Genomic DNA, 22,903 nt, shown 5'->3' on the forward strand with positions numbered 1-22,903 from the left:
TCTCAAAGACCTGCAACTGGAAGTTGGCGTAAAAAACAGGTACGTTGCCGAAAACAAAAGACAAGAACCACAGAATATTGAGGATATCCGGCAGTGCATTTATCTTCCATGCGATGGGCGCGCATGGCTGCGATAGCAGCTGTTTGCGGAGTTTTGGCAGCATGTCAGCTGCCAAAGGCAGGGCCGAACAAAACAGAAATTCTGGCAGGATCGACCGCGAATGGCGGCAACGCCTTCGTCGTTGAAGTCGATGATCGCGTTGCGCGCGCCACGTCGACCGTTCCGCAATATGGGTTTTCTCATGATTTCCGCAATGCACAAAGCGTGACGGCAGATACGGTGCGTCCGGGCGACGTGCTTAGCCTTACAATCTGGGAAAATGTGGATGACGGCCTGTTGTCAGGCGAGACCAGCAACGCAACCAGTTTGGAAGGTGTTCAGGTGGATGCAGACGGGTTTATCTTTGTCCCCTACGCCGGTCGTGTCCGCGCAGCCGGTAATACGCCTGAACAATTGCGCATGTTGATTTCGAGCAAGCTGGAAGATCAAACCCCTGATCCGCAGGTCCAGATCAGCCGCGCGCCTGGCAACGGCTCTGCTGTATCTCTGACTGGCGCAGTCGGCGTGCCGGGCCTTTATCCGATCGAACATCCGACACGGACCCTCTCGGGCATGCTGGCCGGTGCAGGCGGTGTTACGGTCGCCACCGACATTGCCCTGGTCACGGTCATCCGCGACGGAAAGAAGGGAACAATCTGGTACGACGATCTGTTTCGTATGCCAACCACCGACATCGCCTTGCGGGGCGGTGATCGTATCCTGGTGGAAGAAGACAGCCGCTCCTATATCGCGCTGGGGGCCACTGGCGGGCAGTCGCGCGTCGCGTTCGACAGTCAGGATCTTTCAGCACTCGAAGCTCTGGCTCAAGTTGGTGGCTTGCAGTCGCTGTCCTCGGACCCTACCGGTATTTTTGTTCTGCGTAATGAGCGTGAGGATGTCGCCCGCAATGTGATGGGGCAGCCCAATTTGCAAGGTGAACAGCGTGTGATCTATCTGTTGAACCTGACTGCACCCAATGGTCTATTCGTGGCCCGTGATTTTGTCATCCGTGACGACGATACGATCTATGTGACTGAAGCCCCCTACGCCCAGTGGAGTAAATCGGTCTCTCTGATCGCCGGTGGCCTGACACCCTTTGCCAATATCACGACCCTGACAGGCGGATGACGCCCGATCCTGCAACGGATACCCAGGCCGGGACCAAACGGTCCCGGCTTTTGGTTTACAATGGCGGTTTTCTGACCCAGCGGCGCGTCCGGCGCATTCTGTCTCTGTCGGGCTACGATATCCGCTTGGGGGTGCCGGGCCAGGGCGACTGGGTTGGCGTTTGGGGAAACAGCCCGACAGCGCATCGCGGTTTGGGCATGGCGCAGAAACACGAAGCGCCAGTGCTGAGCGTCGAGGATGCGTTTCTGCGGTCATTGCACCCGGGGCGCGGCGGCGAGCCACCTTTGGGACTGCTGCTGGACAGATCCGGGGTGCATTTCGATCCGTCAACGCCGTCGGACCTGGAGCAGCTTCTGGTCAATGAACCGCTGGACGATACTGCTCTGCTGAACCGCGCGCGCGGTGCGATGGCCCGGATGCAGGAATTGCAGCTCAGCAAGTATTCTGCCTTCGACAACGACACCGCACTGCCCGAGCCCGGATATGTTCTGGTCGTCGACCAGACCCGCGACGATGCCTCGGTCACTGCAAATCGCGGCACACGGGCCAGATTCCTTGAAATGCTGGTCATGGCACAGGAGGAAAACCCCGGTGCGCAGGTTGTGATCAAAACCCATCCTGAAACATCTGCGGGGCATCGCCCGGGCTTTTTCACCGCCGAGGACGAAAATCAGCGCATCTCACTGCTGGAAACCCCTGCAAGTCCCTGGGCGCTTTTGGAGGGGGCAGTTGGGGTCTATACCCTGTCTTCGCAGCTGGGGTTCGAGGCGATTTTGGCGGGGCATAAGCCGCGCGTCTTTGGTCAGCCTTTTTATTCGGGTTGGGGCCTGACGCAGGATGAAGACCCGCTGCCTCGGCGCCAGCGCAGCCTGACCCGAGCGCAACTTTTTGCTGCCGCGATGATCCTCTATCCCACCTGGTACGACCCCTATCGCGACCAACTTTGTGAACTGGAAATGGTGCTCGACACGCTTGAGGCGCAAACGCGCAGTTGGCATGCGGATCACAAGGGCTGGACCGCCTCGGGCATGCGTCTGTGGAAGCGCCCGCATCTGCAACGGATGTTTGGCCGGTACAAGAAAGTCAGGTTTACCGCCGCAACAGAAGGCACCCCGAACCAGCCGCACATGGTCTGGGCCAGCCGCTCGGGCGAAGCATCGGCCGTCACGCGGGTCGAGGATGGATTTCTGCGGTCGCGTGGATTGGGGGCTCAGCTTGTACCGCCGCTGTCGTTGGTCACGGATAACGAGGGCATTTACTATGACCCGACCCGGCCCAGCCAGCTGGAACACTGGATCACCAAACGGGAAGCTCTGCGATCCGATCAACAGCTGCGGGCCGAAGCACTGATCACTCAGCTGCGCCAGTTTGGCTTGAGCAAATACAATATCGGCCAACCGACACCGCCTCTGCCCGAGGGTCATCGGATTCTGGTGCCAGGGCAGGTGGAAGACGACGCCTCGATCCGTTTGGGAACGAGCCAGGTGCGCAGCAATCTGGCGCTGTTGCAGGCTGTTCGGGATGCCAACCCGGATGCGGTCATCCTGTATAAGCCACACCCAGATGTCGAAGCAGGGTTGCGGGACGGAGCAGTCGAGACCCAAGGTCTTGCGGATGTGATCCTGCGCCACACGGATCCTGCTGACCTTTTGCAGCATGTGAACGAGGTCTGGACAATGACCTCACTGCTGGGCTTTGAGGCCCTGTTACGCGAGATCCCGGTGACCACTCTGGGCGCACCATTTTATGCGGGATGGGGGCTGACCACCGATTTGGGCGGTGTGCCCGCTCGTCGCGGTGCGCGGCCTACGCTGGCCGGGCTGATTCACGCCACGCTGATCGACTATCCGCGCTATCTTGATCCGGTGACAGGCATGCCCTGCCCGGTCGAGGTTGTCGTTGAACGGCTGGCCAACGGGCCCGATCCGTCTATCGGTCTTTTGAACAGGTTATTGTCGAAATTACAGGGTACATTCGCGACCCATGCAAATCTTTGGCGCTGAGGTCTAGTCGTTCGCGCGGCGCCAGCGATGCAGGATGTCTGGGCCTACCGTCTGCGTCTCGATCAATTGGAACCGCGCGGCGTTGTCCAAACTGTCCAATCCCAGCGCCCCGATGGCAGGAAGACCTTCGGCACCGATGGTAAGACCTGCGGTGAATCCCACCAATTCATCCACCAGATCACGGGCCAGCAGTGAGGCCGCCAAAGCCGACCCGCCCTCGCAAAACACGCGGGTCAATCCTGCATTGCCAAGCTGTTGCAGCAGGTCGCTGGGATCAAGGTGATGGTCCTCCAACGCACACGGGATCAGCTTTGCTCCCAACCCTTCCCACGCGCGAATGCGGTCGGGATCGGGATGCGGACCGTGGCAGATCCAAACCGGATGCTCTTTGGCCGTACGTGCCAGATTACCCATCAGCGGCAGATCCAGATGGCGCGAGACGACAACGCGCACTGGCTGATGGGTGACGCCCATATCCCGCACCGTCAGCGCGGGGTCATCCGCGCGCGCGGTCCCTGCCCCCACCATCACCGCATCGTGGCGCGCGCGCATGGCGTGGACAGCGCGGCGCGCAGCTGGGCCCGTGATCCACTGGCTGTGGCCTGAGCCTGTAGCGATACGTCCGTCAAAGCTGCTTGCCAGTTTCAGCGTCAAAAACGGGCGGCCTTGTTCGGTCTTCAGAAAAAACCCGGCGTGATCTTGCGCCGCCTCTTTGGCCAAAACACCGGTTTCAACCTCGATCCCAGCGGCGCGCAACATCTCAAAACCCTGGCCCGCAACGCGTGGATCACTGTCTTCGATGGCGGAAACAACACGCGCGACCCCTGCGTCGATCAATGCTTGTGCGCAGGGCGGCGTTTTGCCGTGATGGGAACAAGGTTCCAGCGAAACATAGGCTGTGGCCCCACGAGCCTTGGTGCCCGCATGCGCAAGCGCCAGGGTTTCTGCATGCGGGCGCCCACCGGGCTGTGTACAGCCGCGGCCAACGATCCGGTCGTCGCGCACAATGACACAACCCACAGCGGGGTTAGGCCAACACGTCCCCTGACCTCGCCGCCCCAGTGACAGGGCCAACGCCATGTATCGGTTATCTTCTGCGGTCACTCGTCCGAGGTTGGCTGCGGCGGTCGCAACTCGTGCACAAACTCTTCAAAGTCGTCGGCCGCCTGGAAATTCTTGTAGACACTTGCAAACCGAACATAAGCCACAGTGTCGATCCGGGCCAGAGCTTCCATAACGATCTCACCAATCTTGTTGGACGGGATGTCGGTATCACCCATGCTTTCCAAGCGGCGTACGATGCCCGAGATCATCTGATCGATGCGGTCCGGCTCGATCGGGCGTTTTTGCATCGAGATGCGGATTGAACGCTCAAGCTTATCGCGGTCAAAGTCTTCGCGTTTGCCATTGGTCTTTATGACCACCAGATCGCGCAACTGCACCCGTTCATAGGTCGTGAACCGGCCACCACATGCGGGGCAAAACCGGCGCCTGCGGATCGCGACGTGATCCTCTGCCGGGCGTGAATCCTTGACCTGAGTGTCGATATTTCCGCAAAACGGGCAGCGCATCCGCCGTCTCCTCGTCCCTAGTTCCGCCTTTTGTTGTAAGCGCTGCGGCCTACTTATCCACAACTATAGGGCAGCCGCTAGGATTTGGGTAGTCGGAAATGTTCACCGCTACATAAAGGGGTCACGCGAAATGAGCTGCAACGCGACGGTGATGAGGCGCGCTGCGATGCTCGAACAGGTAAATGCCCTGCCATGTTCCCAACACAGGCACACCCGATGCCACTGGGATCGACAGGCTGACCGGCATCATTGCCGCCTTGATATGGGCCGGCATATCATCCGGCCCTTCGTAAGTGTGCCGCAGATACGACATTGAGGGGTCATCGGTCGGTGGAACAAGCCGCTCGAAAAATGCCTGCAGGTCCGTCTGAACTTCGGGATCTGCGTTTTCCTGTATCAACAACGAGCATGAGGTGTGTCGCACAAACAGCGTCAGCAACCCGTCGCTGGGCTGATGATTGACCCAAGCACGCACTTGGGTCGTGAACTCATATAGCCCAGCGCCGCGTGTCTGAATTGTAAACTCGGTTTGCACCTGCTTTTGCTACCCGTTCAGGAATTGATGCGAATACGGGTACAGCGCGTGTTTGCCCGTTGCACCGACATACTGTCTCCGGGACGAAAACCCGAAAAAACGCCGCTGCCTTCTTGAGCGGTGTTTGTCGGTTTGGTCAATGAAAACTGAACGGCCGTGCGACGATTTGTTGTAACACTGGGACCGTAACCGCGCAAAACATAGATCTGTTGTTGCCAACTGGCCCCCAATATCCGACGTGCAAAATCGGATGCTTCGCACCAATACCCATCGATATCTTTTCTTGTTCGTGGAATAACTTCGAATTCTGTGTCGCTGATCGCGTTTGCATCGAACCCGAACGCTCCCACTGCAAACGATGCGTTGGCGCTGAGGGAAAGCACCGCTGCGCATGTGACAAGAACCAAATTTTTCATCGTACTTGTGTCCTTTGCTAACCAATCCTACCGCAAATATAGTGCCCGATTTTAGACCGCGACCGACATCACAATCCTTTCAGCACTCCGCAGGGAAAAAGTGATCGGGTGTCAGCCACCCCTTGTATCGGATCAAAAGGCCCAGACCAGGCACGCGCGCTGAGATGTCGAATGCGAAACGCCCCTCCTCATCCGCAAATTCAATCGAGGCGGACCGGGGCAACAGGAAAGACGGACATGGAAGCCCAAACACCGAAAGCGCCTTGATATCGATATGCAACATCCCGGCTTCAAAACGAGGTTTGAACCAGATGCGAATATTGCCGATTTCCTCTTTGACCCAGCCGGTATGCGCGTCCAACCGGATATGAGAAACCGTCTTGTGGCCGCCGAAATCGCGCGACCACACCCATTCAGAGCTTGTACGCTCGATAGTCAGGGACACGGGTTGGTCCGGAGACGATTTGGGAAAGCGACCTAATCCGAGCAGAGTACCCACGACCCACCCCTCGCCTCGCACGACCTCGCAGCGGCCCGAAAAGCGACCAGACCGGCTGTGCAGCACCGCAAGCGCATCAGGTAAAGCGTGAAACTCACCAAGCACTTGCAAGAACGGGTCTTTCAAAGTTTCAAAATCCATCCGTAGCGAACCTGGCCCGGATCGCGGTATCGGGCATTAAGCAGACCTTCGACCGCCCGAAGAACCAATACCGGTTGCTGGCGATCAAACGGTAAAGCGGCGTCTTTATGAAGCCCGGCAAAAACCGACACCAAGACAAGATCTGCCACCCGCCCGGTAAGGCCCGCATCGCAGCAGCAAACGCGTCGAGGTTTTCATAGACCTGCCCGTCGACAAAAACGAGGTTCGTTTGAAAATCGCCTGTTGGCAGGTTCAACTGCGTATAGAGGCGTTGCCCCAAAGCTGATTGCGCTGTTGCAAAAGAAAACCGGTGGTGGCGATCATGGGTCAACATGAACCGGAAAAATCCTGAGCACAGGACGCATTCGCCATCAAAGACGATTAGATTTGCCTTTTCAGCGCAATAGTCTTCCAGCGTCTTCGTCATAAAATGGCCCGCGACTACGCATTCCTACCGTTTCAAGCTGTCATGAAACACCCGGACCGACAATGCGACAGATAGGGTAAGGGCGTGTCGGGGAACCCGGAAAGCTGGCTTGGTGGGCCGCTTGTTTGGGCTCTGGCCTCATCCCCATAAGGCACTGACCCGACAGCAGCCCGTATCTATGCGTCCCTTACAGTACGTTCATGCGCCAATCAGTCAAAATCTTGTGTTTTCCAGCCAATTAATTGCCCGGGACCGCTAAGCGATTCAAAAAGCTGGCCCACTGCAGCTACTACTCGCTAATATCGAAATTGATTTCAAAAATCAGATTGCGTGGATATGGACGTCGATATTTCCAGAATTCAGGTACTGACCCGTAGTTTAGATCAGGTATCCGGCATGCCTGACACAACGGATCAAGTGCTACAGAAAAGCGGCCTGTCCCGTATTCAGATATCAGCGCCCGCAACCAGCTATAGCGCGCATCAAGAGGCACTGTTCGTGCGCCATGCCTGCGACGCGTTGCAAAATATCACATTTGCGGCGCAAGCAGGTCTTGGGTTCGATGTCTCTTCAAGTGTGACGGCTTATATCAGCAAATACTCACGCGACCTCAGGCAAGCACTTGAAAACACGTGTTATTTTAATTGGATGATCGATCCTGCACTCAGCTTTGCCCTGCGCTCTACCGGAAACGCTGCGGTGTTCGAAGTGGATTGGAAGGACCCAAGCTTTCGCCGGTACCACAGAAGGACCGAATTTTTGATGTTTGCGGCCATCGCCCGGATGCGCAACCTGACGCAGACGGACTTGCATCCCCTTGAGATCCGGTTCGAGCACGAAGTGGGGCAACAGGCGCAGGCCTATGAAAAGATCGGCGGTTTCCCCGTAACCTTTGGTGCCGAGCGGATGGAGATCATCCTGTCCCTGCCGTCTCTGGACACGCCGATCCCAACCTACGAGCCCAGCCTGCGGGCGCATCTGCTGGAATATGGCGAGCGTTTACTGGCCGAGCGGCGTTCGCCCCAACAACAGATGCGGGCGAAGGTAGAAGGATTGATAACCCAATCGATGCCCGGAACCATCATTCACGCCGATGACGCGGCCGCGCAATTGGGCCTGAGCCCTAGGACGTTGGCGCGGCGGCTGGCTGAAGAAGACACAACCTATCGCGAGATTGTCGAAGACCTTCGATGTGATCTGGCGCAGACGTTTATCAAGAACGGAATGGCGCTCTCCGAAATCGCGTTTTCGCTGGGTTATTCCGATCAGGCCGCGTTTTCGACCGCCTTCAAGCGTTGGACGGGTCAGGCCCCAACCGCCTTTCGCAAACGGGTCGAGCACCCGCTGAACACGGATTGACTGCGGCCGGGGGTCGTCGGCAAAATTACCTCGCCCCGGCCCGTCCCATGAGTGGACAGCCGCGATATAGAAATCGCGACGGTGCAGGTCTTGTGAGTTCTCGCCAATTTGATGCGTGGTTCAGCCAGCGTGAGATCAAGCGCAGCCTGTTACCCGTTTCAAGGCAAAGAAAAAGGCGCCGCAGCACCTTTTGCCTTATTGATCCAGGAACGACCGCAGCTTGCGCGACCGGCTGGGATGTTTCAGCTTGCGCAACGCTTTTGCTTCGATCTGACGGATCCGTTCGCGGGTCACGCTGAACTGTTGTCCAACCTCTTCCAGCGTGTGGTCGGTGTTCATGCCGATGCCAAAGCGCATCCGCAGAACCCGTTCCTCGCGCGGTGTGAGTGAGGCCAGAACCCGGGTGGTGGTTTCCTTGAGGTTTTCCTGAATGGCGCTGTCCAGGGGCAGCACAGCATTCTTGTCCTCGATGAAATCACCCAGTTGGCTGTCTTCCTCGTCCCCGATGGGGGTCTCAAGGCTGATCGGCTCTTTGGCGATTTTCATCACCTTGCGGACCTTCTCAAGCGGCATCTGCAGCTTTTCGGCCAGTTCTTCCGGCGTCGGCTCACGTCCGATTTCATGCAGCATCTGGCGACCGGTGCGCACCAGCTTGTTGATCGTTTCGATCATGTGGACCGGAATACGGATCGTGCGCGCCTGATCCGCGATCGAGCGGGTAATAGCCTGACGGATCCACCAGGTCGCGTAGGTCGAGAACTTATAGCCGCGACGGTATTCGAACTTGTCCACCGCCTTCATCAGGCCGATGTTACCTTCCTGAATAAGATCAAGGAATTGCAGACCACGGTTCGTGTACTTTTTGGCAATCGAGATCACCAGGCGTAGGTTGGCTTCGACCATTTCCTTTTTGGCCTGCCGCGCCTCTTTTTCGCCCTTCTGAACCTGCTGAACGATGCGGCGGAATTCAGGGATATCCAGACCAACATATTGACCGACCTGCGCCATATCTGCGCGCAGCTCTTCGACCTTGGCGGTCGAGCGCTCGATGAACATCTGCCAGCCACGGCCCGGCTTTTCTGCCATTTCGGCCAGCCAGTTCGGGTCCAGTTCGCGCCCTCGATAGGCGTCGATGAACTCGCGACGGTTGATGCGGGCCTGGTCGGCCAGTTTCACCATTGAGCTGTCCAGCGACATGACCCGACGGTTGATGCCGTAAAGCTGGTCGATCAGCGCTTCGATCCGGTTGTTGTGCAGGTGAAGCCCGTTCACCAGTTCAACGATCTCAGAACGCAGCTTCTGATAGGTCGCCTCGTCTTTGTCGCTAAAGGTGCCGTCTTCATTCAGGGTGGCCGAGATCCGGCTGTCCTGCATTTCGCTCAACATAGCGAAATCGGTCGAGATCCGTTCCAGCGTGGTCAGAACCTGATCTTTCAGCGCCGCTTCCATCGCGGCCAAAGACATGTTGGCCTGATCGTCGTCGTCATCGTCGTCGTCATTGTTCAGCGGATTGCCATCGGCATCCAGCTCGGGCCCCTCGTCCTTGGCAGGTTTGGCCGCCTGAACCTTCGACGTATCAACAACCGGTTCTTCGACGTCACCGTCTTCGTCCAACTGGTTTCCAAACGTGGCCTCCAGGTCGATGACATCGCGCAGCAGGATGTCTTCGGACAGAAGTTCGTCATGCCAGATCGTAATCGCCTGGAAGGTCAGCGGGCTTTCACAAAGACCGGCGATCATCGTATTGCGACCGGCCTCGATCCGCTTGGCAATGGCGATCTCGCCCTCGCGGCTCAGCAGTTCGACGCTGCCCATCTCACGCAGATACATGCGGACGGGGTCATCGGTGCGATCCAGCTTTTCGGTCTGCGCCCCGGCCAGCGCAACCTCGCGCGGGCCCTCGGCGGCGACCAGTTCGGTCGAGCCTTTGTTCTCTTCTTCTTCGGCCTCTTCATCTTCGATGATGTTGATGCCCATTTCGGACAGCATCGACATCACGTCTTCGATCTGTTCCGAACTGACCTGATCAGGTGGCAGAACCTGATTCAGCTGGTCATATGTGATGTAGCCTTTCTCGCGGGCCTCGGCGATCATCTTCTTGACCTGGGCCTGGCTCATGTCCAGCGAGATTTCCTGTTCCTGCTCGTCGGATTTGCGTTCTTCGTTCGTATCCTTGGCGGCCATTCAATGCTCCTGCAGGGATGGGTGATTCGTTAGAGCCGAATCATTAGCGCGTGAATCTGATTCGGCCACCCGTTTACCTGTTTTTCTTTTCCAGTGCCTTACGAAAACACCACTTTACCGGCGTTTCCTTTCGAAATTGATACCCGACATGATGGCTTCAAACGCGTCTTTCTCGTCGCGGTTGATTCGCGCCCCATTGTCGGCGATGTCGAACACGGCCTTGTCTTCATTCTGACTGCGGCTCGCGCGATTGCGCTCCTCGGCGGCCTGCGCCAGCCGATAGGTCAACGCCTCATCCGTCAGATCAGACAATTCTTCTGCCGCTTCGGCAATCTCAGCATCCAACCCCCGGAGCGCTTTGATCTTTGCGAGTTCCTCGGCCAGCGTCATCTGAGCCTTTTCAACGTCGCCTGGCTTGTACACACAGGGGATCACAGCGACATGGCGAAGGGCCAACAGGTTTTCAAGGGGCGCGGCCCCCAAAGTTTCCACGATGTGGTCTTGAAGGTTCTGAGGGTCGTCTATCGCATGGCGCAAAATCGCCGCGCGCAAGGCAGCGTGATCGGGGTTTTGGCACTCCATGTCTTCCAGTTCGACCTCAAACTGTACCACGACCTCAGGATTCAGGATGGCAATGGCCAGAATGGCGGCTTCACGCAGTTGTATATCTGCGTTTTCCGACGAGGCCAGGAAAGACGCCCGCGCACCCGGTGTCGCGTTTGGCTTGGGCTGCCACTTGCCGCGCGGTTGCCAGGGCCGATTGGGCGATTGTCTCTGCGGACGAAACAATTGCCAGCGCAGGTCTTTTATTTCCTGCCCGTAGTGGGACCGGATTGAAGGATCGCGAATCAGCTTGATCTTGTCGCGCAAGACCTTGTCCAATGCCGCCTTGCGCTCGGGGCTGTCAAAAACCTTGCCTTCGGTCTCGCGCTGCCAGAGCAGTTTGACCATGGGGATCGCAGCATCCAACACCGTCTGCACCGCTGCGGGCCCATCAGCGCGAAGCAGGTCATCAGGGTCCTTGCCTTCGGGCATCAAGGCAAAGCGCAGCGACTTGCCAGCCTCTAGCAATGGCAAAGCCAGATCAACGGCCCGCATCGCTGCGCGCAGACCCGCCGTGTCACCATCCAGAGCAATGATCGGCTCATCTGAAATGCGCCAAAGCAACTGCAACTGATGTTCGGTAATCGCCGTGCCCAGCGGTGCGACCGAAGCCCCGAACCCAGCCTCAGCCAGGGCGATCACGTCCATATAGCCCTCGGCCACGATCAGAGGCTGCCCCTTGCCCGCCGCCTGCCGCGCGGGGCCGTGGTTATACAAGCTGCGGCCCTTGTCGAACAGATCGGTCTCGGGCGAGTTCAGGTATTTGGCATTGTCATTAGGGTCCATCGCCCGACCGCCAAAGGCAATGCAGCGCCCACGCGAGTCGCGGATCGGGTACATGATCCGGTTGCGGAAAGTGTCATAGGGCTTTTTGCCCTTGTTCGACGGCTTTGCCAGCCCTGCCCCCAGGATCAGATCCTCGGCCACGTTCTTGCCGGTCAGATGATCCCAAAGCCCTTGCCAGCCATCCGGGGCAAACCCGATCTCCCACCGATCCAAGGCGTCGCCGTCCAGCCCCCGACGGTTCAGATAATCGCGCGCACCCGCCCCTGCCCCGGTTTTCAGCTGCAGACGGAAAAACTGCACCGCCTGCTCCATGACCTCCGCCAGTTGCGCGCGTCGGTCCTGTTTCTGCTGCGCCTTGGGATCACGCGCGGGCATCGGCATCCCGGCTTCGCGCGCCAGAATCTCAACCGCCTCGATAAATGAGACATTCTCGGTCTCTTTCACAAAGCTGATTGCATCACCTTTGGCATGGCAGCCAAAGCAGTAGTAGAACCCCTTTTGGTCATCGACGTGGAACGAAGCCGTCTTTTCATGGTGAAACGGGCACGGCGCCCACATGTCGCCCTTGCCCTGATTGGATTTGCGCTGGTCCCACATGACCTTGCGCCCCACAACCTGAGAAAGGCTGAGGCGAGTGCGCAATTCATCCAGAAAACCGGGGGGTAGTGACATGGATCAAACCTGCCAGAATTGCAAACGCGCGCCAAGGGGCGCGCGCAGGGTTGTCCACAGCGAAATGCAGTGCCTGTGGATTATTGCTGCAGACACAGCTCAAGCCAGGCAGCACCCAGGTCTTTCTTACGCACATCGCGCATCTTTTGTTCATAGACCCAAGGCGTGATCAGCGGGATCGCGGCATTGTAATTCTCGGGCCACGTGGGGCCGCTGTCCGCCACCGCTTGTGGCACATCCCGTTCCTTCACCCGATCCAGCCGCGCCTGTTGAATCGCGGCTACAACATCAGCCTGAAACTTGCAGCTTTGTTCCTTGGTTTCTTCCGCAACCACAGGGGTGGCCAACAGGGCCGCAACACAGGCGATACGCAACATAGGGGTCTCCGAAGATTCGTTTCGTTCAGGGCAGTTTAGCCGCGCGCGGCAGCGCCTTCCATCGCCCTTTTCAAATCGTGAACCAGCGTCTCGGCCATGGACCGGAAGACCATGATCTGAAACGCGGTGTCACCGATGCGCGTGATCGATGCCGTCATGTGAAACAACAACGTCCGTGCGGTATGGCCGCGCTTGAACCGCGTGCTGCGCAGATCGACAGGTGTGACACGTGCCAAGACGTCTTCGACACCCGCACCCTCGATCCGAACAACCGCCCAAGCATCTGATTGATCCACGACGGCCGCGTTTTCGGCCAGTGCATCATCAGGCGCGGGCCCCATCAGCATCGCGTGCGCAGGGCCAAACCAGATCGCCCGAGCACCAGCCTTGCCCGTTGCCCGGTTGGCCGCCGGGTATGCCATCCCATGCGCCGCTTTGAGCGTATCGGACACCTGCTTCTGCTTTCCCTTGAAAGCCGAAATCGAATGGATTGACCCGGCGTCGACCTCGCTGAGCGTCACGGAGCCAACAGTCAGTGGCAGCAGCCCATCGCAGGGCGTATTGGCACTCAGCTTATCCACGCACGCGCCCTCCTTCGGGGTCAAAGAATACCGGATTCACCACTTCGCACAGTGTGGTCACGCCACGCAGATGGTCGACCATTTTGACAACCTCACCGTATCGTTCGGGCCCATCCGCCAGAAAACCCAGCCCCAGCATCGAGCCCAGCGTCGGCGAGTAACAGACCGAGGTCAGGTACCCCTGATCATTGCTGCGCACCGGTTCGGCCTCTTCTTTGTAAAGATGCGCACCGGCCAGCAACTGCTTGCTTTCACCAATTGGCTTCAACCCAACCAACCGTTCGCGCCCGGGTTCTTCCAGGCCTGCACGTTGCGACATGGTTTTGCCGATGCAGTCTTTCTTCTGCGACACCATCCGCCCCATTCCGATGTCGTAGGCAGTGGTGCGCCCGTGAATTTCCGCATGGGTGATAAAGCCCTTTTCGATGCGCAGAACGTTCAACGCTTCCATCCCATAGAGCCCACCACCCAATGCCTCGGCCCGTTTGGTCAGGATGTCGAACAGGCTTGGGCCATATCGCGCAGGCACTGCGACCTCATAGGCATGCTCGCCCGAGAATGAGATGCGGAACAGCCGCCCCTGGACGCCCAGAACCGACACCGGGCCGCACGCCATGAAGGGCCAGCTGTCATCATCCAGCGGCATGTCCAGGATCCCGTTCAACAGCTCGCGTGATTTCGGCCCTGCGACCGCAAATTGCGCCCAGTGTTCGGTGACCGATGTGAAACTGACATCCCAATCCGGGCGCAGGCCCTGATGCACGAACTCCAGATGCTTCATCACGTCACCCGCAGCGGCGGTGGTGGTGGTCATCAGATAATGCGTTTCACCGAGCCGCGCGGTGGTACCATCATCCATGACATGCCCATCCTCGCGCAGCATCAAGCCATAACGGGTGCGCCCCACCTTCAGGGTCGAAAACATGTTGGTATAGACGAAATCCAGAAATGCGCCCGCGTCCGGGCCCTGAATGTCGATCTTGCCCAGGGTCGAGACATCACAGACCCCAACCGTCTGGCGCACCATATTGACCTCTCGGTCGCAGGACTGCCGCCAGTTGCTCTCACCCTCTTTGGGGAAATAGCTGGGCCGGTACCAAAGCCCCGCCTCAACCATCGGCGCCTGACGCGCCACACTTGCCTTATGCGACGTGGTAAAGCGCTGCGGCTTGAACCCCTTGCCTTCGGCGCCTGCTCCCAAAGCCGCAATCGCGATCGGAGAATAGGGCGGACGGAACGTGGTGGTCCCGGTCTCGGGTATTCCGCGCCCGGTGGCATCAGCCAAAATGGCAAGCGCCGCCACGTTGGAGTTCTTGCCCTGGTCCGTTGCCATGCCTTGGGTGGTATAGCGTTTCATATGCTCGACCGACCGAAAGTTTTCAGTCGCAGCCTGTTTGACGTCTTTCACCGTGACGTCATTCTGGAAATCCAGCCAGGCCCGCCCTTTGCCGGGCACAGCCCAGAGCGGCGCGATCTCATATGGCGTATCCTCGGCCTGCGGCACGGCGATTTTTGGCGCTGTCTTGCCCAGATCACCCAGCACCGACTCCGCTGCGGCAATCCCTTCCTCTAGGCAGGCCGCGGTCGAGAAGGCTCCGTTGCACGCGCCTGCCGTCACCATCCCGGGCACCGCACCCGGTGTCGGCACAAAGGCTTCGATCTCGCGGCGCCAGGTCGGACGGCCATTCATATGACAGGTCAGATGGACCGAAGGATTCCACCCGCCGGTCATGGCCAGACAATCGGTCTGGATGCGGTCCTCACCGCTGGCCCGCCGTACGGTGATGGACTCCAGTCCCTTGCGACCGGCGCTGCCACAGACCTGCGCACCGCGCAGCACCTCATAGTCATCCGAGCCCGGCGCATCATGGCGACTGTCGATGACCGCAGCCACATGGACCCCGGCCTCCAGCAAATCACGCGCGGTTCGGTGAATGTCGTCCGTATTGCCAAAGATGGTGACGTTCCGGCCCGGGCTGACGCCCCAGCGGTTCAAATAGGCGCGCACAGCCCCTGCGGTCATGATCCCCGGTCGGTCATTGTCGCGAAAGGCTATGGGACGTTCCAAAGCCCCAGCCGCCAGTACCGAGCGTTTTGCCACGATCCGCCAATAGGTTTCCAGCGGCGCCCCGCGCGGGCGGTGATCAGTATGATGCAACACCCGCTCCAGCGCGGCAAAGGTGCCCTGATCATAAGCCCCGGCGACAGTCGTGCGCGTCATCAAGCGCACATTGCCCATACTATGCAGCTCTGCCAGAACCTCATCCGCCCAAACAGGACCCGGCTTGCCATCCACCTCATAGGTCTCGGCCAGCAAACGCCCCCCCATCCGCGCGTTCTCATCCGCCAGGATCACATCCGCCCCCGCTCGTGCAGCCGTCAGAGCGGCCATCAGTCCGGCAGGCCCGGCACCAATGACCAAAACATCACAGAAGGCATAAGCGCTTTCGTATTTGTCCGCATTGTCCTCACCGGACAAAGCCCCAAGCCCGGCAGCGCGCCGGATTATCGGCTCATAGAGCTTTTCCCAAAAGCTCTTGGGCCACATGAAAGTCTTGTAATAAAACCCCGCCCCCAGAAACGGCGCCGCCAGATCGTTGACGGCCATCATGTCGAACCCCAGGCTCGGCCACCGGTTCTGGCCGCGCGCTTCAAGGCCCGGGTAAATCTCCTGCATCGTCGCCCGGACGTTTGGCTCCTGAGCCGCGCCTGCACCAACGGTGACCAGCGCGTTAGGCTCTTCACTTCCCGCCGTCAAAACGCCACGCGGGCGATGATATTTGAACGACCGCCCCATCAGCTTGATGCCGTTGGCCAACAAGGCCGAGGCCAGCGTATCGCCCTCAAAACCCTCATAGCGCACACCGTCAAAGACAAACGGCACCGTTTGACTGCGATCAACCAGCCCTTTGCCCGCAATCCTCATGCGCTCACCCCTGAGGCCATATCCGTGCCTGAAATCTCATGCGTGACCGTATCGCGCGTGACCACGATCCAGGCACCGCAGCCGCCCTCATGGTACCAAAGCTCGCGTGTCATGCCCGCCGGGTTGTCGCGCAGATAGACAAATTCGTCCCAGGCCGCCTCGCCCGCATCCGGTTCAGGACGCGCCAGATCCACAGCCGCGCCGCGATAGTAAAACTCGCGCCGATCCCGTTCTCCGCAAAGCGGACAGGTGATCCTCATAGCCGCGCCCCTTGCTTCTTCTTGTCAAAAATACGGATATCCGACATCACCGCCCTCAATGCAGATTGTGTTGAGAGCCTTTGCCCTCTTCATCGATGATCCCGCGCCCGGTGCGGAAGCGATCCAGTTGGAACCCGGTTGCGTTCTCATGATACCGATCCGTCGCGATCAGATGGGCAAACACGTTTCCGGACCCCGGAACCGCTTTGAACCCGCCATAGTTCCAGCCGCAGTTCAGATAAAGCCCCTCGATCCCCGTCCGGTCGATGATCGGAGAGCCGTCTGGTGACATATCCATGATCCCGCCCCAGGATCGCAGCGCCCGTGCCTTACCGATCATCGGCATCAGCGCCACTCCGGCCTCCATCACGCTTTCGACCGTGGGCAGATTGCCACGCGCTGCGTAGGAGGCATAGAAATCCAGGTCGCCACCAAACACCAACCCGCCCTTGTCCGACTGGCTGATATAGAAATGCCCCATACCAAAGGTCACCACATGATCGATGCAGGGTTTGAGCCCTTCGGTCACAAAGGCCTGCAACACATGGCTTTCAATCGGCAGGCGCATCCCGGCCATCGCCGCCACCTGCCCCGACCGACCCGCCGCAACCATCGCCACTTTCTTGGCCCGGATCGGCCCACGCGTGGTTTGCACGCCGCGCACCGCGCCGTTTTCGATATCGATACCGGTCACTTCACAATTCTGGATCAGGTCCACTCCGCGCTGATCCGCACCCCGGGCGTAACCCCAGGCCACCGCGTCGTGCCGTGCTGTACCGCCGCGTGGATGATACAGCCCGCCATAGAGCGGAAAGCGCAGATCGTCATAGTTCAGATAGGGCAGCATCTCGCGCAGCTGATCACGGTTCAGCAGGATCGCATCATCCCCCTGGCTGATCATCATGTTCCCTCGCCGCGCCGCTGCATCGCGCTGCCCGTCCGAGTGGAACAGATTGATGATGCCGCGTTGCGAATGCATGACGTTGTAGTTCAGGTCTTCCTCAAGCCCTTCCCAGAGTTTCAGCGAATGCGAGTAGAACTCGGAATTGCCTTGCAGAAAGTAATTGGCCCTCACAATCGTCGTGTTCCGGCCAACATTGCCACCGCCGATATAGCCCTTTTCCAGCACGGCGACATTGGTCAAACCATGTTCCTTGGCCAGATAATAAGCTGTGCTGAGCCCGTGACCGCCGCCACCGATGATAAGGATGTCGTATTCGCTTTTCGGCTCGGGATCGCGCCAATGCGGCGTCCACCCCTTGTTGCCGGTCAAACCTTCTTTGAGGACGCGCAAGCCGGAAAACCGCATTCAAACCTCCGTGCAGCTCAGTCGGCAGAAAACCAACTTGGGCCAGCACTAGCAAGCGACGAATCTCAATCCGCCTCTGTTTTCGACCCGGACTGGTCTGTGCGCGACTGATTTTGACTGAATCTGAAGAATGCGTATTGAGCGGCCCAAATGCTGCCCGCTCACGGAATGCCCTTTGCCAAGTGCAACTCTGCGCAGCAAAAACGGCCCGCGCCCGGGCCGCATTTTCCGGCCCAGACGCGATTTGAAAACCCGGTTACAGGCCCTTCGCCCGATAGCTTTTCGAAACCCGATCAATGGCGACGATATAGGCAGCTGTGCGCAAATCATCGACGTCAGTACGAGAATGCCAAACCTCGCTCATCGCCTGATAAGCGATCCGCATGGTGTCATCGAGGCCCGAGCGCACCAGTTCCAGCTCGTCCGCACCCTTCAGGTATTTGGCCTTGAAGTCCGGAGACATCGACCATGCCCCGCCAAGATAACGGTCCAGGCGTTCCAGTTCGCTGACAATCAACTCGTGCCGCGCCTCTTCCTGTCGACGCTGCATGCGACCAAAGCGGATATGGCTGAGGTTCTTGACCCATTCGAAATAGGATACAGTGACACCGCCCGCATTTGCATACATGTCGGGAATGATTACGGTGCCTTTCTTGCGCAGAACCTCATCCGCACCGGCCGTCACCGGGCCGTTTGCAGCCTCGATAATCAGCGGTGCCTTGATCCGGTCAGCATTGGACAGGTTGATCACCCCTTCCAGTGCCGCCGGGATGAGGATATCGCATTCTTCCTCCAAAACAGCGCCACCTTCAGCCGAATGCGTGGCATCGGGATAGTTCTTAACCCCGCCGTGTTTGACGATCCATTGCCGAACCGCCTCAACATCGATGCCATCGGGGTTGTACAACGCACCGTCCCATTCGATGACACCGGTGATCAGAGACCCGTCCTCTTCGCTCAGGAATTTGGCCGCGTGGTAACCCACATTGCCCAGGCCCTGCACGATCACGCGCTTGCCATCCAGACTGCCGGACATGCCCGCCTTTTTCACATCCTCCGGATTGCGGAAAAACTCGCGCAGCGCGTATTGGATGCCGCGCCCGGTCGCCTCGACCCGCCCGGCGATACCACCGGCATTCAAAGGCTTGCCGGTGACGCAGGCACGCGCGTTGATATCGGTTGTGTTCATCCGCGCATATTGATCGGCCATCCAGGCCATTTCCCGCTCGCCGGTGCCCATGTCCGGCGCTGGGACGTTTTGCGAGGGGTTGATCAGGTCGCGCTTGGCCAACTCATAGGCAAAGCGTCGCGTGATCTGTTCCAGCTCATGCTCTTCATATTTGCGGGGGTCGATACACAGCCCCCCCTTCGAGCCGCCAAACGGTGCCTCAACCAGCGCGCATTTATAGGTCATCAACGCCGCCAGCGCCTCGACCTCATCCTGATTGACGGCCAGCGCATAGCGAATACCGCCTTTAACCGGTTCCATATGTTCGGAATGGACCGAGCGGTATCCGGTGAATGTATGTATCTCTCCCCGAAGGCGCACACCGAACCGCACGGTATAGGTCGCATTGCAGACCCGGATCTTTTCTTCCAACCCCGGCGGCAGGTCCATCAATGAGGCCGCCCTGTTAAACATTAAATCAACGCTTTCCCGAAAACTGGGTTCCTGAACACTGGTCATCAAATCCTCCGTGCCGGCAGGTCAGTTGGTCATGGCGTTTTGTCGCACCGCTTTACGGATACAGCAATCACCAAGTGCACTTTTTTTCATCAAAAGGTGAAGCGAGTATTACGCCCGGTCGAGCTGAGTCGTTTTGTTAAGACTTCTTTAACCTCGACCTCGCCATTGTCTCAGGGCGCGAAACAAAGCCTGTGATTACTCGTGTAATACCCACATAAATAGACCAAATTTGAGGTTTCAGCTGCCATAGCGCCCAAATCTCGCCACGTTCCCGGAATATTTTGATTGAGTTGCCAACCACTGGCAGCATTGTGCCCGGCCGGCAGAGGAATTCGTTATGAATAAGTTTGTTTGGAAGTCGAAACGAAATGGTATGACCCAGAACTTCAGCGCGTTGCGCCGCCTGAGGTCGTTCGGAAAATCGGACAGCGGTTCGATGACCATTTTGACAATTTTCCTGATCTTGGTGATCTTCACAGCCGCCGGGTTCGCGGTGGACGTGATGCGTTTTGATCGTGAACGGGCCCGACTGCAATACGCTTTGGACCGCGCCGTTCTTGCGGCAGCCGACCTTGATCAAGACCTCTGCCCCAAAGATGTGGTCGTCGACTACCTAAGCAAAGAAGGTCTGGATCAATACTTGGTCGGCGATCCCATAGTGACACCTGATGTTTGCGGTTCGCAAGCTGTTGTTCTGCAAGGATATCGTCGTGTAGAGGCTCAGGCCAATATCGACGTTGAAATGCACTTCATGAAATGGAGAGGTGTCGACACCATCGCCAGTGCCGCAGCAAGCGTGGCCGAAGAATCCATCGGTGACGTGGAAATCTCACTTGTTCTCGACGTATCTGGGTCGATGGCGGGCACCAAGCTGGCGAATTTGCAGAAAGCGGCCACCGATTTTGTGGACGAAATGACCACAAAATCCGAAGACGGCAAACTTTCGATCTCGATTATTCCTTATTCGGAACAGGTATCGGTTCCCGATATCCTGATGAGCCGCCTCAATACGACTGGTCGCAACGACTATGCAAACTGCATCGACTTTGCTGCATCAGACTTCTCGACCACCGCCTTCAACTACCATTCAGGCGGCCCCTCGATCCCGCAGACATTGTACTTCACCGACTCTGGCAACTATGACCGACGTCCCAGCGGTGGTATTGTGAACGACCAGCGCATCTGCCTGTCTAACAACCACAATATCGGGAATGGCAACAATTCCGGTCAGCGCGAAATGACCATCCTGCAAAAAGACGCGACTGTGCTCAAACAGCGGATCAACGCTATGGAAGCCTACGGATGGACATCAATTGACGTTGGCCTGAAATGGGGGCTTGCACTGCTTGATGAGACCATGCAGCCGTTGATTAGCAACATCACTGCGACTGGTGCGATCCCGAATGAATTCTCGGACCGCCCTGCACCGAATGGAACAGCGGATACTTTGAAGGTTGTCGTGTTGATGACGGATGGTGAAAACACCCGCCAGCACATGGTTCTGCCACCTTATCACGAAGACGCTTCGGGTTTCTATTATAGCTCGACCACGTCCACCTATTCGCTGCCGAATCTTCCGATTACTGATCCTTCGGACCCGGATTTCCTGTGGCCTACAGTTGATCTGTACGAATATGATAGCACACGTGGCTTCTATTGGGCGCGCGAGCGTGTGCAGCCAGATGCCTATGGTGCCGCACCAACCTATCGTCAGATCCGATGCTCTGCCGGGGATAGCAATGGCTGTACCAGCTACAACTATTCTTACCAGCGCGACAAACCGGTTCCGAACTTCGACGCGGCGGTACCCGTGGTTTCAGTCGACTGGCCCTCAATGTGGGAGCGTACAACAAAGAACTATATGTACGACCTTTTGGACAATGCATACGGTCGCACTTTTGCCAACACATGGTTCAACGCGTCCTCTGATGAACTGAGACAATCAGACAAAGACCCGCGTGTTCGGTCGCTGTGCGCGGACGCGGAACAGGAGCGGATCGTTATCTTCTCGATTGCCTTCGAAGCACCAGACGGGGTCAAGCCGCTGCTGCAGGATTGCGCGACCGCCGACGGCGCCTATTACGAGGCTGATGGCACCCAGATTATTGACGTATTCGCATCTATTGGCTCGAGCATCCAGAACCTGAGGCTGACCCAATGATCCGGCGCGTCTGCAACTATTTACGTCGATTCCGGCGCGAAGAAGACGGGTCAAGCCAGGCCATTGAAATGGTATTTTGGTTGCCGTTCTACATGGCTGTCACCTATTCAGGTGTAGATATGGGCTTGATGGCCTTCAATCACGCCAATCTTGAACGAGCTCTGGACGAAGTGATCCGCGATGTCCGCCTGAACAACATCGACAAATACGATACCTCACCAGGTGCCACCTGGGAGCATGACATGCTCAAAGACATCATTTGCGATAAGGCGCGATACATCAAAAACTGCGAAACGAACCTGAAACTGGAAATGCGGTCCATTGATCCGTTTGTCGGTCAAAACCTGGATCCGACCCCGTTTTGCGTCAATACCGCAGAAGACATCCGGAAACCCGAAGATCAGGTTTTCGTCCCCGGAGCATCGAATGAGTTGATGATTATTCGGGCCTGTGTCGAGGCCAACCCGGTTTGGTTGAACTCGATGTTGGGGCAGCTGACCGCCACTCGGGCGTCAGGAACATACGAACTTCACGCAACCACGGTATTTGTTCATGAGCCTGCGTAACCAGTATCCCCGCGCATCACTCAAGCGGTTCTTCAAACGATTTCGTCGTTGTGAAGACGGCGGTATTACGATCGAAGCTGTGCTTATGGTGCCGCTTCTGTTCTGGTCGATGTTCGCGTCTTTCACATTCTTTGACGGCTATCGCCAAAGCGGACGCAATCTGAAGGCCGCCTATGCTCTGGCGGACGTCGTGTCCCGTGAGCGGTCAGAGGTCAATACCGCATATTTTACAAACCTGCACGCGGTGTTTGAAAACATGGTGTCGCAGCGTACGGATTCTTCCATACGAATCACATATTTGATCTATCAACAGACAGGTGACCAGCTTGATTTGGAATGGTCATGTGTCAGGGGAGCCGTCTACCAGGGCAAGGAATGGAGTCAGGCAAACATCCAGGGCATGAAAGCGTCGTTGCCTGTTATGCCGGACAAGGGACGGATGATCGTTGTGGAAACCACAAACACCTACATTCGCCCGTTCAAATTGGGGTTTGGGGCAGATTTCTTTCAAATGGATAACATCGTCTTTACGCATCCGCGGGTCTTCGATCAAATCGTTGTCGATCCTCTCGCGAGCAACTGTAATATTGAGCTTGGCTAAGACAATTAGTTG

The 22,903-nt window shown here is 57.7% G+C and carries 19 protein-coding genes; 6 read left to right on the forward strand and 13 right to left on the reverse strand.

The features are described 5' to 3' along the window. Positions 1 to 108: 108 nt before the first annotated feature. Both GOX45_RS08665 and GOX45_RS08670 read left to right on the forward strand, forming a co-directional pair. A complete protein-coding gene (locus GOX45_RS08665; protein ID WP_254444393.1) occupies positions 109 to 1,227 on the forward strand; it encodes a polysaccharide biosynthesis/export family protein in 1,119 nt (372 codons plus the stop codon). After that, positions 1,224 to 3,230: a capsular polysaccharide biosynthesis protein gene (locus tag GOX45_RS08670; protein WP_171099927.1), complete on the forward strand. Its 2,007-nt coding sequence runs from the start codon at positions 1,224 to 1,226 to the stop codon at positions 3,228 to 3,230. Before GOX45_RS08665 ends, GOX45_RS08670 begins: the two co-directional genes overlap by 4 nt. Positions 3,231 to 3,233: 3 nt before the next feature. On the opposite strand, the gene ribD is transcribed toward GOX45_RS08670, so the two are convergent. The 5 genes from ribD to GOX45_RS08695 form a co-directional block, all read right to left on the reverse strand. Further along, positions 3,234 to 4,334: a bifunctional diaminohydroxyphosphoribosylaminopyrimidine deaminase/5-amino-6-(5-phosphoribosylamino)uracil reductase RibD gene (gene ribD, locus GOX45_RS08675; protein WP_371808962.1), complete on the reverse strand. Its 1,101-nt coding sequence runs from the start codon at positions 4,332 to 4,334 to the stop codon at positions 3,234 to 3,236. After that, positions 4,331 to 4,801, reverse strand: coding sequence for a transcriptional regulator NrdR (gene nrdR, locus GOX45_RS08680; protein WP_171099929.1), 471 nt, complete (start codon positions 4,799 to 4,801; stop codon positions 4,331 to 4,333). Before nrdR ends, ribD begins: the two co-directional genes overlap by 4 nt. A gap of 121 nt (positions 4,802 to 4,922) precedes the next feature. Beyond that, positions 4,923 to 5,336, reverse strand: a complete 414-nt coding sequence (locus GOX45_RS08685; protein WP_171099931.1) for a secondary thiamine-phosphate synthase enzyme YjbQ — start codon at positions 5,334 to 5,336, stop codon at positions 4,923 to 4,925. 495 nt (positions 5,337 to 5,831) lie between these two features. Next, entirely contained in the window at positions 5,832 to 6,392 is a 561-nt protein-coding gene (locus GOX45_RS08690) for a DUF4166 domain-containing protein (RefSeq protein ID WP_171099933.1), read from the reverse strand. Further along, positions 6,382 to 6,819 carry a thiol-disulfide oxidoreductase DCC family protein gene (locus GOX45_RS08695; protein ID WP_171099935.1) on the reverse strand — a complete coding sequence of 146 codons (438 nt, stop codon included), beginning with the start codon at positions 6,817 to 6,819 and terminating at the stop codon, positions 6,382 to 6,384. Before GOX45_RS08695 ends, GOX45_RS08690 begins: the two co-directional genes overlap by 11 nt. A gap of 396 nt (positions 6,820 to 7,215) precedes the next feature. Between GOX45_RS08695 and GOX45_RS08700 the strand changes: the two genes are divergently transcribed. Further along, positions 7,216 to 8,178 carry an AraC family transcriptional regulator gene (locus GOX45_RS08700; RefSeq protein WP_254445959.1) on the forward strand — a complete coding sequence of 321 codons (963 nt, stop codon included), beginning with the start codon at positions 7,216 to 7,218 and terminating at the stop codon, positions 8,176 to 8,178. A gap of 195 nt (positions 8,179 to 8,373) precedes the next feature. On the opposite strand, the gene rpoD is transcribed toward GOX45_RS08700, so the two are convergent. The 8 genes from rpoD to GOX45_RS08740 all read right to left on the reverse strand — a co-directional run bounded on the left by rpoD (position 8,374) and on the right by GOX45_RS08740 (position 19,563). Further along, positions 8,374 to 10,362 (reverse strand): RNA polymerase sigma factor RpoD, encoded by a 1,989-nt coding sequence (gene rpoD / locus GOX45_RS08705; RefSeq protein WP_171099941.1) that lies wholly within the window; start codon positions 10,360 to 10,362, stop codon positions 8,374 to 8,376. A 114-nt stretch (positions 10,363 to 10,476) separates the two neighbouring features. Then, positions 10,477 to 12,423: a DNA primase gene (gene dnaG, locus GOX45_RS08710; protein ID WP_171099943.1), complete on the reverse strand. Its 1,947-nt coding sequence runs from the start codon at positions 12,421 to 12,423 to the stop codon at positions 10,477 to 10,479. 80 nt (positions 12,424 to 12,503) lie between these two features. Beyond that, the gene (locus GOX45_RS08715; protein ID WP_171099944.1) at positions 12,504 to 12,800 is read right to left on the reverse strand and encodes a hypothetical protein; all 297 of its coding nucleotides are present in this window, start codon (positions 12,798 to 12,800) and stop codon (positions 12,504 to 12,506) included. Positions 12,801 to 12,835: 35 nt separating this feature from the next. Further along, complete coding sequence (locus GOX45_RS08720) at positions 12,836 to 13,381, reverse strand: sarcosine oxidase subunit gamma family protein (protein WP_171099946.1); 546 nt, start codon at positions 13,379 to 13,381, stop codon at positions 12,836 to 12,838. Further along, positions 13,374 to 16,307: a sarcosine oxidase subunit alpha family protein gene (locus tag GOX45_RS08725; protein ID WP_171099948.1), complete on the reverse strand. Its 2,934-nt coding sequence runs from the start codon at positions 16,305 to 16,307 to the stop codon at positions 13,374 to 13,376. The genes GOX45_RS08720 and GOX45_RS08725 overlap by 8 nt, the downstream gene beginning before the upstream one ends. Further along, a complete protein-coding gene (locus GOX45_RS08730) occupies positions 16,304 to 16,567 on the reverse strand; it encodes a sarcosine oxidase subunit delta (RefSeq protein WP_171099950.1) in 264 nt (87 codons plus the stop codon). The genes GOX45_RS08725 and GOX45_RS08730 overlap by 4 nt, the downstream gene beginning before the upstream one ends. Positions 16,568 to 16,622: 55 nt before the next feature. Then, the gene (locus GOX45_RS08735) at positions 16,623 to 17,876 is read right to left on the reverse strand and encodes a sarcosine oxidase subunit beta family protein (protein WP_171099952.1); all 1,254 of its coding nucleotides are present in this window, start codon (positions 17,874 to 17,876) and stop codon (positions 16,623 to 16,625) included. 256 nt (positions 17,877 to 18,132) lie between these two features. After that, the gene (locus GOX45_RS08740; RefSeq protein WP_171099954.1) at positions 18,133 to 19,563 is read right to left on the reverse strand and encodes a Glu/Leu/Phe/Val dehydrogenase; all 1,431 of its coding nucleotides are present in this window, start codon (positions 19,561 to 19,563) and stop codon (positions 18,133 to 18,135) included. Positions 19,564 to 19,900: 337 nt separating this feature from the next. Between GOX45_RS08740 and GOX45_RS08745 the strand changes: the two genes are divergently transcribed. The 3 genes from GOX45_RS08745 to GOX45_RS08755 all read left to right on the forward strand — a co-directional run bounded on the left by GOX45_RS08745 (position 19,901) and on the right by GOX45_RS08755 (position 22,891). Continuing rightward, entirely contained in the window at positions 19,901 to 21,724 is a 1,824-nt protein-coding gene (locus tag GOX45_RS08745) for a pilus assembly protein TadG-related protein (protein WP_171099956.1), read from the forward strand. A gap of 68 nt (positions 21,725 to 21,792) precedes the next feature. Beyond that, a complete protein-coding gene (locus GOX45_RS08750; RefSeq protein WP_254430663.1) occupies positions 21,793 to 22,290 on the forward strand; it encodes a TadE/TadG family type IV pilus assembly protein in 498 nt (165 codons plus the stop codon). Next, complete coding sequence (locus GOX45_RS08755; RefSeq protein WP_171099961.1) at positions 22,277 to 22,891, forward strand: TadE/TadG family type IV pilus assembly protein; 615 nt, start codon at positions 22,277 to 22,279, stop codon at positions 22,889 to 22,891. Before GOX45_RS08750 ends, GOX45_RS08755 begins: the two co-directional genes overlap by 14 nt. Positions 22,892 to 22,903: the final 12 nt, after the last annotated feature.

This window comes from Ruegeria sp. HKCCD7255 (genome assembly GCF_013031565.1).
In the GTDB taxonomy this organism is placed as follows: Bacteria; Pseudomonadota; Alphaproteobacteria; order Rhodobacterales; family Rhodobacteraceae; genus Ruegeria.